At 61.2% G+C, this 10,278-nt stretch carries 13 protein-coding genes; 6 read left to right on the forward strand and 7 right to left on the reverse strand.

Translation table 11 applies throughout. The annotated features are described in order from the left end of the window. Positions 1-52 precede the first annotated feature (52 nt). The gene (locus F8N62_RS30745; RefSeq protein WP_150714142.1) at positions 53-985 is read left to right on the forward strand and encodes a D-2-hydroxyacid dehydrogenase; all 933 of its coding nucleotides are present in this window, start codon (positions 53-55) and stop codon (positions 983-985) included. Positions 986-1,126: 141 nt separating this feature from the next. On the opposite strand, the gene F8N62_RS30750 is transcribed toward F8N62_RS30745, so the two are convergent. Further along, a complete protein-coding gene (locus tag F8N62_RS30750) occupies positions 1,127-1,720 on the reverse strand; it encodes a nitroreductase family protein (RefSeq protein ID WP_150714143.1) in 594 nt (197 codons plus the stop codon). A gap of 164 nt (positions 1,721-1,884) precedes the next feature. On the opposite strand from F8N62_RS30750, the gene F8N62_RS30755 reads away from it, so the two are divergent. After that, a complete protein-coding gene (locus tag F8N62_RS30755; RefSeq protein ID WP_150714144.1) occupies positions 1,885-2,334 on the forward strand; it encodes a YcgN family cysteine cluster protein in 450 nt (149 codons plus the stop codon). Between the two features lie 20 nt (positions 2,335-2,354). Next, complete coding sequence (locus F8N62_RS30760) at positions 2,355-3,584, forward strand: hypothetical protein (RefSeq protein WP_150714145.1); 1,230 nt, start codon at positions 2,355-2,357, stop codon at positions 3,582-3,584. An 85-nt stretch (positions 3,585-3,669) separates the two neighbouring features. Here F8N62_RS30760 and F8N62_RS30765 read toward each other — a convergent pair whose 3' ends face one another. From F8N62_RS30765 to F8N62_RS30780, 4 genes are all read right to left on the reverse strand, one after another. Then, positions 3,670-4,047, reverse strand: coding sequence for a DUF2892 domain-containing protein (locus F8N62_RS30765; RefSeq protein ID WP_150714146.1), 378 nt, complete (start codon positions 4,045-4,047; stop codon positions 3,670-3,672). Positions 4,048-4,140: 93 nt separating this feature from the next. Continuing rightward, complete coding sequence (locus tag F8N62_RS30770) at positions 4,141-4,611, reverse strand: RNA methyltransferase (protein WP_010462134.1); 471 nt, start codon at positions 4,609-4,611, stop codon at positions 4,141-4,143. A gap of 209 nt (positions 4,612-4,820) precedes the next feature. Continuing rightward, on the reverse strand, positions 4,821-5,192 hold the full coding sequence (locus tag F8N62_RS30775) for a YajD family HNH nuclease (RefSeq protein ID WP_150714147.1): 372 nt from the start codon (positions 5,190-5,192) through the stop codon (positions 4,821-4,823). Positions 5,193-5,240: 48 nt separating this feature from the next. Further along, entirely contained in the window at positions 5,241-5,927 is a 687-nt protein-coding gene (locus F8N62_RS30780; RefSeq protein ID WP_150714148.1) for a spermidine synthase, read from the reverse strand. A gap of 93 nt (positions 5,928-6,020) precedes the next feature. Here F8N62_RS30780 and F8N62_RS30785 point away from each other — a divergent pair, with 93 nt between their 5' ends. Beyond that, entirely contained in the window at positions 6,021-6,311 is a 291-nt protein-coding gene (locus tag F8N62_RS30785; protein WP_150714149.1) for a hypothetical protein, read from the forward strand. Here F8N62_RS30785 and F8N62_RS30790 read toward each other — a convergent pair. Further along, positions 6,308-6,781 (reverse strand): cyclic nucleotide-binding domain-containing protein, encoded by a 474-nt coding sequence (locus F8N62_RS30790; protein WP_150714150.1) that lies wholly within the window; start codon positions 6,779-6,781, stop codon positions 6,308-6,310. The two genes, F8N62_RS30785 and F8N62_RS30790, sit on opposite strands and share 4 nt — an antisense overlap. A 189-nt stretch (positions 6,782-6,970) precedes the next feature. Further along, positions 6,971-9,025: a S9 family peptidase gene (locus F8N62_RS30795; RefSeq protein WP_150714151.1), complete on the reverse strand. Its 2,055-nt coding sequence runs from the start codon at positions 9,023-9,025 to the stop codon at positions 6,971-6,973. 275 nt (positions 9,026-9,300) lie between these two features. On the opposite strand from F8N62_RS30795, the gene F8N62_RS30800 reads away from it, so the two are divergent. After that, positions 9,301-9,798, forward strand: a complete 498-nt coding sequence (locus F8N62_RS30800) for an MFS transporter (protein ID WP_150713805.1) — start codon at positions 9,301-9,303, stop codon at positions 9,796-9,798. A 30-nt stretch (positions 9,799-9,828) separates the two neighbouring features. Continuing rightward, positions 9,829-10,278 (forward strand): class II glutamine amidotransferase (locus F8N62_RS30805; RefSeq protein WP_191632476.1); only part of this gene is annotated, 450 nt, incomplete at its 3' end.

The following is a 10,278-nucleotide window of genomic DNA, read 5'->3' on the forward strand; positions in this document are numbered from 1 at the left end:
GGAGCGATACTCCGTCGGCGGCCGTCTGCACTGCTTTTGAAAGGTTTGAACCATGCGCGTTCTGATTGCTGAACACGATCACCCCGTTTACGCCCAACTGTTGCGCCAGGCTGCGCCTGATCTGCAAGTGCTGACCAGCGGCGACTCCGCCGAACTGGCCAGTCAGGCCGCCGATTGCCCGATCTGGCTGGGCCAGCCGGACCTCCTCGCGACCCTGCTGCGTCAGGGCCACCAGCCACAATGGCTGCAATCGACCTGGGCCGGCATCACGCCGCTGCTCGCCGACGGCTTGCCGCGGCACTATCGCCTGACCCGGGCGGTGGGAATTTTCGGTCAGGTCATGGCCGAATACGTGCTGACCTACATGCTCGGCCACGAGCGCGAAGTGTTGCCGCGACTGGTCAGCCAGGTCGAGCGCAAATGGGACAGCCGCCAGGGCCAAAGTCTGGCGGGGCGCAAAGTGTTGATCGTCGGTACCGGTGACATCGGCCAGACCGTGGCGCAGTTTCTGCTGCCGTTTGGTGTCGAGTTGTATGGCATCGCCAGTGAAGCTCGCGAGCAGGCACCTTTTGTCGAAGTCGGGGCGCTGGCCGATTTGCCGCGCCTGGTCGGCGAAGTGGATTACGTGATCAATCTGTTGCCGAACACGCCGACCACCCACGACCTGTACGACGCCGCGCTGTTCAAGCAGTTCAAGCCGACCGGGTTGTTCATGAATGTCGGGCGCGGCGTGGCGGTGGTCGATGCGGATTTGGTGGAGGCCTTGAAAGAAGGGCATCTGGCGGGCGCGGTGATTGACGTCTGCCGTCAGGAACCGCTGCCGCAACGTCACCCGTTCTGGACCGCCTGGGGGCTGCTGCTGACCGGCCACAGCTCGGCACCGACGTCGCCATCGATGATGGTGAAGCTGTTTGTCGAGAACTTGCGGGCGTATCAGGCGGGTGAAGCATTGCGCGGGGAAGTGGATTTCAATCGCGGGTATTGAATCTACCGCTCACTTGCACATTGCGCAAAAACCTGTGGGAGCGAGCTTGCTCGCGATGGCGGTGCAACAGTCAACATCGATGTTGAATGTGCTGGCCTCATCGCGAGCAAGCTCGCTCCCACATTGGTTTTGGATTGTGGCTTAGAGGCTGAAATCGCCTTCAGCCGCCAGCTCGCTCAACGGACGACGCGGGCTTGGTTCTTCACGCGCCTGCAGGTATTCCGCCAGCGTCGCCTTGTCCCCCAGCTTGCCGACCGCCACCGCTGCGTGCAGCGCATAGCCTTCTGGAATATTCAGCTCCTTGCGCGTCAGTTCCTGATCGAAACCGGCCATGCCGTGGGTGTGCCAGCCGCTGATGCTCGCTTGCAACGCCAGATGGCCCCAGGCCGAGCCGGTATCGAACGTGTGCCAAAGCGCCGGGGTTTCTTCGGTGGCGCCAGGCGCGGTGAAGGTGGTTTTCGAGATCACGATCACCAGGGCCGAAGCATGTTGCGCCCAACTGCGATTGAACTCGTTCAACAGGCCCAGGTAACGCTCCCAGTTCGGCGTATCGCGACGCGCGTAGAGAAAGCGCCAGGGTTGCGAGTTGTAGGCCGAGGGCGCCCAGCGTGCGGCTTCGAAGAAACTCAACAGGGTGTGTTCGGGAATGGCTTCGCCGGTGAAGGCGCGGGGCGACCAGCGATCGGTGAATTGTGGGTGGATGGCGTGATCGGCAACGCGTGGGTTGGCACTCATCGAGAGATTCCTGGCTACGTACGAAGTGAGGGGCGATGCGAAACCCTACTGGGCGGCGCAAAAACTCACAAGCGCCTTCTACCGGCAGTCGCCAATGCTTGGCCCGGGGGGCTTCGCGCACTAGACTGGCGGCCTTTTCACCACCTGATGTTGATGCTCGAGCCATGGCCGCCAAAGTCGAACCGTTCTGGATACGCAAAACCCTCGATCAACTCGATCAGGAGGAATGGGAATCGCTGTGCGACGGTTGTGGCCTGTGCTGCCTGCAGAAGCTTGAAGATGAAGACGATAACTCCGTCTACTACACGCGCATCGCCTGCAAATTGCTGGACCTGAACACCTGCCAGTGCAGCGATTATCCCAACCGTCGTGACTTCGTGCCGGATTGCATCCAGCTCACGCCGGGCAAGGCTGACGAGTTTAAATGGCTGCCACCGACCTGCGGTTATCGCCTGGTCAGCGAGGGCAAGGACCTGCCACTGTGGCATCACCTGGTGTGCGGTGATCGCGACGCCGTGCACCACGAACGCATTTCCCAATCAGGGCGCATGCTCGCCGAAGGCAGCGTGGCCGAGGACGATTGGGAAGACCATCTGATTTTCCGGGCGGGCTGAGGTTTTACCAAGGAGTGTGTATGGCAACGGGAGTGCGCCTGGCGCTGGCCGTGGGGCTGCTGGCCTTGAATTCGGCCGTGTGGGCGGCGAAGAAAGTCGATCTGGATTACCACGTGCGCCTGTTGCCACCAAGCGATCAGGCAGAAGTGCGGTTGACGTTGGCCCAGGGTTCGGTGGTGCGCAGTCTGGATTTCGACCTCGGCGATGGCAGCCACTACAGCGACTTCAAGGCGGACGGGCAATGGCAACTCATGCCGGGCAAGCAGGCGCGCGGTGTCTGGCGTCCGGCCGCCGACAAGGCGAGCCTGACCTACCGCGTACGCATCAGCCACGGCCGTAAAAGCGGCAGCTTCGACACGCGCATGACCCCGACCTGGGCACTGATGCGCGGTGACGACCTGGTGCCTCCCGCCAGGCTCGATCAGCAGGACGGCATCGAGCTGGTTTCGCGCCTTGAGTTCGAACTGCCCAACGGCTGGAAAAGCGTCGAAACCGCCTGGCCACGGATCGGCAAGAACAAGTTCCGCATCGATAACGTCTCCCGCCTGTTCGACCGTCCCACCGGCTGGATGCTCGCCGGCCACCTTGGCAGCCGTCGCACCCGGATGGGGGAAACCGAGGTCACCGTTGCTTCGCCCCGAGGCCAGGGCATGCGACGCATGGACGTGCTGACGTTGCTGACGTTCGTCTGGCCGCAAGTGCAGGCGGTGTTCCCGCGTCATCCGGCCAAACTGTTGATCGTCGGCGCTAACGACCCGATGTGGCGGGGCAGCCTGGCGGCGCGTGAGTCGATCTACCTGAATACGCGGTTGCCACTTGTAAGTGAAAACGGTAGCAGCGCGCTGGTGCGGGAATTGGCTCAGGTGTTCGGTCGAGTCAACGACCGGCAGCGCAGCGACTGGATCAGCGAGGGGCTGGCCGAGTATTACGCCATTGAGCTGGTGCGTCGCGCTGGCGGGATGAGTGATGAGCGGTATGAAAGTTTGCACAAAAAACTGGTCAAGGACAGCCAGGCAGTCACGAGTTTGCGTGGAGAGCAGGTCAACCCGAGGCAAATTTCCAGGGCGGTTTTGCTGCTACAGGAGCTTGACCGCGAGATTCGCCTGAAGACGCGCAACAAGCGTTCACTGGATGACGTGATGCGCGGGGCAATGCGCCTGGAGAGTGTGGATACCCAGGAATTCGTCCAACTGGCCGAGAGTGTTATTGGCGAGTCTTCGAAAGTGTTGGATAGCCAATTATTGCGTTAGAACATCAAAAGATCGCAGCCTGCGGCAGCTCCTACAGGTGAATGCTAAACCCGGTAGGAGCTGCCGCAGGCTGCGATCTTTGAGCTTAAACCCCGGTTTTCGGGGAATTCAAAGAATCATTGCCAGTCACCGTAGCCGTACTGGTCGCCGCCTCGGCATTCGCCTTCAAGCGACTCAACTCTTCCCCGGCGCGTTCAATCTTCGCCCGCACGTTATTCATGTCCTGACGACTTTTCTCCAGCAGGCTCTTGGCCGTACTGTGCCCGGTAATGCCACGGGCCAGCGCCACGCCGCCGATGGCCACCTGGATCAAACCGAAAATACCGCCGCGACGCAGGCCCTTGCCCATCATCACCACGCCCCCGGCCAGGGAGCCGATGCGCTCCCAACCGTGGACGTTCTGCTCGGAATGAGTCTGGAACGGGGTGGATTGAATGCGTTCGACGCGTTTTAGCTCGCTCATGATCTGTCTCCTGGCTGGACTGACTGCTTCAAGAATAGATTAACTAAGCTGACTGCCGAGGCGGGCGGCTTGTTCCATCGGATGTGCACCAGTTCAGCGAAATTTCGCCCCGGAGCGGGTGTTCAGACCCTTGGCCATGCGGTCATAGAGCACGACGTTGACCGTGGCGGCGAGGTTCATGCAACCGGTGGTCGGGATGTAGACCACGTCTTCACACCAGTCGCGGATCTCTTTGTCCAGCGAGCCGTCTTCGGGGCCGAAGATATACAGCGCACGGTCCGGGTGGGTGTATTCCGGTAGCGAGCGTGCGCCTTCGACCAGTTCCACGGCGACCGGTACACAGCCCAGTGGCAGGATTTTTTTCAGGTCGTCGATGCCGATCAGCGGGATGTCGTAGTGGACGCGCTTGGTGTCGGTGACGAAGTCGGCGGCGCGTTCATAACGCTTGCCGGTGTAAAATACGGAAGCCACGCCATAGCAACCGGCGGCGCGCATGACCGAGCCGACGTTTTCCGGTGATTTGGGGTTATACAAACCAATGCAGCTGTACCGTTTGTCTGCCACGAGCGGGGTGCCTTCGGGGAAAAAACGGCGATTATACGGGGATTGGGGGAGGGGTGTTTGGTTTGAGATTGATGGTGTCCGGGTGATTGCTATCGCTGGCAAGCCAGCTCCCACAGGATTATGCGGCGTACACACTATTTTTTGATCAACGCCAATCCCTGTGGGAGCGGGCTTGCCCGCGATGGGGCCGGCTCAGGCAACTAAAATCTTTAGTCTTCCTTCTTCATCAACCCCGCCAACGCCGCAAAAGGGTTATGCGTCGCTTTGGCAATTGTCGGCGTACTCAGCGAGCCTTCATGGAAATACTGCTGGTCGGTGTAGCGCGAGTGTTCGTTGTCATGGCAATACAGGCACAACAATTCCCAGTTCGAGCCGTCCTGCGGGTTGTTGTCGTGGTTATGGTCGCGGTGGTGCACGGTCAGTTCGCTCAGGCGCTTGCCGGAAAATTCACGGGCGCAGCGTCCGCACACGTGCGGGTACATCTTCAGGGCCTTGTCGCGGTAACCCATTTCCTTGTCGCGCTGGTTGTCGGCGAGGATGCGGTCCAGCTTCGAAGTGTTGGTCGGCGTTGACGAACTCATGGGTTCACCTTTGTAAATGACTAATGACGGTTATGAACGAAGTTTAGCTCAGCCCTTGAGCTTCTCGGCAATCCATATGGTGTGGCGGGTGCCCTTGTTGCCGTGGGCGAAAACCTGCACTTCCTCGGCCTTGAAACCGGCTTTTTTCAGTTTGTCGGAAAACTGCTTGTCGGCACTGGCGGACCACACCGCCAGCACGCCTTTGGGGCGCAGGGCCTTGGCGCAGGCGCTCAGGCCGCCGGCGGAGTAGAGCCAGCTGTTAGCCCGCTGGGTCAAGCCTTCGGGGCCGTTGTCGACGTCGAGCATGATCGCGTCGAAACCCTGAGGCTCGGCTTGCAGGACGTTGGCCACGTCTTCCATGCGAATTACCGTACGCGGGTCGAGCAAGGGGTTGCCGGCTTTTTCACCCAGTGGCCCGCGATTCCATTCGACCACGCCGGGCACCAGTTCGGCGACCACCACTTCAGCGGTCTTGCCCAAATGCTTGAGGGCCGAGGCGAGGGTAAAGCCCATGCCGAGGCCGCCAATCAGCACCCGCGAATTCGGCCGTCCGGCGACTTTGCGGCACGGTATCTCGGCCAGCGCATCTTCGGAGCCGTGCATGCGCGTATTCATCAACTGCCCGCCGTCGCCACCCTGGATCTTGATGACGAAATCCTCACCGTATTCGAACAGGCACAAGGCGCCGCCGTTTTCAGGGATGGGGGCGGTGTCGAGCAGAACGAAACGTTTCATGGAGCTCTCTTGAGAAGAATGGGCATTGGGGAAGGCAAACGAGCGCGGTTGGGAGTAGCCTGCAAACAGACAACAAGGCCAACGGAGCCATTGATGAAGCGCACCATTCTAACGGTCATTGCCCTGGCCGCGCTCTCGATAACTGCAGTGCAGGCCCAGACGCTGCAAACCATTCCGACCAGCCCGGCGCCGTTGCCCGGTTCGCCCGGCACCGCGACGCCGACGCCGTATCCGCAGATCACGCCCAACAGCGTGCCCAAGGCCGGGCCGGGCAGTGGCGGGCCGCCGCTGTTGCCACCCATCGAAGTGCCCAGCCCGCCCAGGGACCAGACCTTGCCGGGCCTTGAGCAGAACAGCACGAAGATCAAGTCGCCGGGTGGTTAAATCTGTTGCGAGAGCAGTTGTCCATCCGCCATGCGCAGGCGTTTGGACAGGGACACGGCGAGGGCGCGGATGATCTTGGCGGCGATTTTCGGTGCGTCGTTGAGCATCTTTTCCAGCGAGTCCTTGCCCAGGTTCAGCAATTGGCAATGGCTCGCGGCCACGCAGCTGGCAGAGCGGCGCTCGCCATCGAGCACGGCCATTTCGCCGAACGCCCGACCGCAGCGCAAGGTGGCCATAGTCACCGGCTGCCCGTCGCTGTTGGTTTTCTGCACCGCCACCTGGCCGGTGTGGATGATGCACATGAAGCTGCCGGCATCGCCCTCGTGAAAAATTTCTTCGCCCTCGGCGATGGTGCTGATGCTGAAGTAACCCGACGCGGCAGCGAAGTCGGCGGGCAGCAATTGATCGAACAGGCCACAGTCCATCAGCCAGTCGCGGATTTCGTTGTTCAGTAAGGTCGGCTCTGACATGTCTTCACGGTCTTTTTTTGTGTCTGTTACGGTTTTTCGGGATGGCCCCAATCCCCCGTGGGAGCGAGCCTGCTCGCGAAGGCGGCCTCACATTCAACATCAATGTTGACTGACCTGGCGACTTCGCGAGCAGGCTCGCTCCCACAGGGGTGATGTACAGATTAAGACTGAATCACCCAGCCAAGTTCCTCAGGCAATCCCCAAAACCTTGAAAACAAATGCGTATTCGAGTGCTACGTCACGCAATCCCTGATAACGACCGCTCATCCCGCCATGCCCGGCGCCCAGTTCGGTCTTGAGCAGCAGGGGATTATTGTCGGTCTTGGTCGCGCGCAACTTCGCCACCCACTTCGCCGCTTCCCAATACTGCACACGACTGTCGTTGTAGCCGGCGATCACCAACATGGCCGGATACGCTTGTGCGCTGACGTTTTCGTACGGGGCGTAGGCCTTGATCCGATCATAAACGTCCGGCTCTTCAGGATTGCCCCATTCGTCGTATTCGGTGACGGTCAACGGCAGGTCCGGGTCGAGCATGGTGTTCAGTACGTCGACGAACGGCACTTCGGCAATCGCCGCGCCGAACAGCTCCGGGCGCATGTTGAGCACGGCGCCGATCAACAAGCCGCCGGCGCTGCCACCACTGATCGCCAGTTGCGCAGAAGTGGTGAAGCCGTTGTCGATCAGGTGCTCGGCGCAGGCTATGAAGTCGCTGAAGGTGTTGTGCTTGTGCTCCTGTTTGCCGGCGCGATACCAGGCTTCACCCAGTTCGCCGCCACCGCGCACGTGCGCGATGGCAAACGCCACGCCGCGATCCAGCAAACTCAAGCGCGCGTGGGAGAACCACGGGTCGAGGCTTTCGCCGTAGGCGCCGTAGCCGTACAGATACAGTGGCACCGGCTTGCCGAGGGCTTCGCGTTTGACCACCAAGCTGATCGGCACCTGCGTCCCGTCGGGCGCGGTCGCCCACAGGCGCTGGCTGACATAGGCGTCGGCGTCGAACGGACCGAGCACCGGGGTTTCCTTGAGCACTTTTTGCTCGCCCGTCGCCAGGTCCAGCTGACGCACCTGCGCCGGACGGTTCAACGCTTCGTAGCGCAGGCGGATTTTGTCGCTGACGAATTCAAGGCTGTTCTGCACATGCAGGCTGTAGGCGGCGTCCGGCAATTGCACGCGATAAGGCGCCAGGCCTTGTGGGCGAACCTCGATGATCGGCAAGCCCCCCTCACGCAGGCTCAGGGTGACGGCTTCGACGTTGAGGCTCATGCCGTCGATCATTGTCGTGTCGCTGTGGGCAATCAGGTTCTGCCACTCGGCTTCGGTTGGCGCCATGCCGGTATCGACCGCGGTGTACAGCGCGAAGTTGATGCCGTCGCGGTTGGTGCGAATAAACCAGGTCCACTGGCCGTCGAGGGCGCCGTGGTCGACATCGTACTCATGGTCTTCAACCCGTGGCGCCACGCAGGTAAACGCCTGCTGCGGCTGGAATGCATCGAGCACCCAGACTTCGCTGGTGGTTTTGCTGCCCAGGGCCAACAGCAATTGCTGTTCCGAGCTCGACCGGTAGCAATGCAGAAAGAATCGGCCGTCCGGCTCATGGAACACTTCTTCGGCAGCGGTGCCGTCCAGCCGATAGCGCAACAGTTTGTGCGGGCGGTGCGTGTCGTCCAGTTCGCCGAAGAACAGCGTCAGGCTGTCGTTGGCCCAGGTCATGCTGCCGTCGCAATCCTCGAACTCCAGTTCGCTGACGCGGCCGCTGGATAATTCCTTCACGAACAGGGTGTAAATCTCGTCGCCCGTGGAATCGATGCTGTAGGCCAGACGCTGATGGTCCGGGCTGATGCTGAACGCGCCGAGGGAAAAGAAACCGCCATTGGCCAGCGCGTTCGGGTCCAGCAACAGCTGTTCCTGGCTTTCATCGAGTTGCAGGCTGTCATCCGCCGGGCGCGGGCAGCGGTAGTGACGGGCGTATTCGTCACCGGCGGTGGTGCGCGTGTAATACAGGTATGGGCCCCACGGCGAGGGCAGCGACAGGTCGGTTTCGAGAATCCGCCCCTTGATCTCTTCGAACAGGGTTTCGCGCAGAGCGGCCTGATCGGCGGTCTGCGCCTCTTGATAGCGGTTTTCAGCCTTGAGGTAGTCGAGCACCGCGTCGGTGTCGCGTTCCTGCAGCCAGGCATACGGGTCAGAACCTTCAGCCTTGTGGGCAATCGGGGCGCTGGTGATGTTGGCGGATACGGGCATGAAGGGCTCTCGGACGATGTACGGAATAGAAATTTCGGATGCGGCCTGCAGGCCTCGTTGGCAACACAAAACCTGTGGGAGCGAGCTTGGTCTGGGCGGCATTCCGACGATGGCGTCAGTGCCTTCAACATCCATGTTGGCTGGCAATCCGCCATCGTCGGAATGCCGCCCAGACCAAGCTCGCTCCCACAGGTTCGGTGTCTGCCCAACAGCCATTGGTGCAAGCCTGCTGTGCGAAAAGTCGTTACTATAAGCGCCTCTTTGCCTGCCTTGCCATGGACACCATGACCGAGAACGACTATCTGATCGCTTGGGGCCTTTACGCCTTTGCCGCTTTGGGCTGCCTGTTGGTGTGGATGCGCATGACCCGCTGGATGTGGCGCTGGCTGCGCGAGCCGCTGCGACTGCTGGTGGCGGTGTTGCTGTTCAGCCCGACCATCATTGATCCGGTGAAGGAAAAAGTCGCCCCGGCTATCGCCATTACCGCTTTGGACCTGGCGTTCAAAGTCGGCAACAACGCCTGGCGGGCGGTTTCCGATCTGTTGATGTACGGCATGATCGCCTTCGGTATCTACCTGGTGTTCGTGGCGATTCGTTTCCCGCTCGAACGCGCCTCCAACGCCCGCAAGGAGCGCACCGCCGCCGCCAAGGCTGCGGTCCGGGCCGACGAGCCTGAAGAGGATCATCCTTTCGGCGGTGCCGGCGATGATCGCTACGGTCGCCCGCCAGTCCCGAGCAATCCCCAGCGCATGCGGGTCGAACCGCGTTTGTAACCTTGCCCCTGCCTTTCAGAGAATCCGAGCATGTGTGAGTTATTGGGCATGAGCGCCAATGTCCCGACCGATATCGTGTTCAGCTTCACCGGGCTGATGCAACGCGGCGGCCGCACCGGCCCGCACCGTGACGGTTGGGGCATCGCATTCTATGAAGGCCGTGGCCTGCGCCTGTTCCAGGACCCGGCGGCCAGCTGCGAGTCGGAAGTCGCGAACCTGGTGCAGCGCTATCCGATCAAGAGCGAAGTGGTGATCGGCCACATCCGCCAGGCCAACGTCGGCAAGGTCTGCCTGTCCAACACCCATCCGTTTGTGCGCGAACTGTGGGGTCGCAACTGGTGCTTCGCGCATAACGGCCAGTTGGCGGAGTTTGAACCGATCAAGAGTTTTTACCGCCCGGTCGGCGACACCGACAGCGAAGCGGCCTTTTGCGATTTGCTCAACCGCGTGCGCGCAGCGTTTCCCGAGCCGGTCGACATC

Source organism: Pseudomonas fluorescens (assembly GCF_902497785.1).
Taxonomy (GTDB): Bacteria; Pseudomonadota; Gammaproteobacteria; order Pseudomonadales; family Pseudomonadaceae; genus Aquipseudomonas; species Aquipseudomonas fluorescens_BO.

Coding starts and splice junctions, on each gene's coding strand:
- F8N62_RS30745 (WP_150714142.1), top strand. CDS start 53: ATGCGCGTTCTGATTGCTGAACACGATCACCCCGTTTACGCCCAACTG.
- F8N62_RS30795 (WP_150714151.1), bottom strand. CDS start 9,025: ATGCCCGTATCCGCCAACATCACCAGCGCCCCGATTGCCCACAAGGCT.
- F8N62_RS30765 (WP_150714146.1), bottom strand. CDS start 4,047: ATGAGCGAGCTAAAACGCGTCGAACGCATTCAATCCACCCCGTTCCAG.
- F8N62_RS30790 (WP_150714150.1), bottom strand. CDS start 6,781: ATGTCAGAGCCGACCTTACTGAACAACGAAATCCGCGACTGGCTGATG.
- F8N62_RS30750 (WP_150714143.1), bottom strand. CDS start 1,720: ATGAGTGCCAACCCACGCGTTGCCGATCACGCCATCCACCCACAATTC.
- F8N62_RS30775 (WP_150714147.1), bottom strand. CDS start 5,192: ATGAGTTCGTCAACGCCGACCAACACTTCGAAGCTGGACCGCATCCTC.
- F8N62_RS30755 (WP_150714144.1), top strand. CDS start 1,885: ATGGCCGCCAAAGTCGAACCGTTCTGGATACGCAAAACCCTCGATCAA.
- F8N62_RS30760 (WP_150714145.1), top strand. CDS start 2,355: ATGGCAACGGGAGTGCGCCTGGCGCTGGCCGTGGGGCTGCTGGCCTTG.
- F8N62_RS30800 (WP_150713805.1), top strand. CDS start 9,301: ATGGACACCATGACCGAGAACGACTATCTGATCGCTTGGGGCCTTTAC.
- F8N62_RS30780 (WP_150714148.1), bottom strand. CDS start 5,927: ATGAAACGTTTCGTTCTGCTCGACACCGCCCCCATCCCTGAAAACGGC.
- F8N62_RS30785 (WP_150714149.1), top strand. CDS start 6,021: ATGAAGCGCACCATTCTAACGGTCATTGCCCTGGCCGCGCTCTCGATA.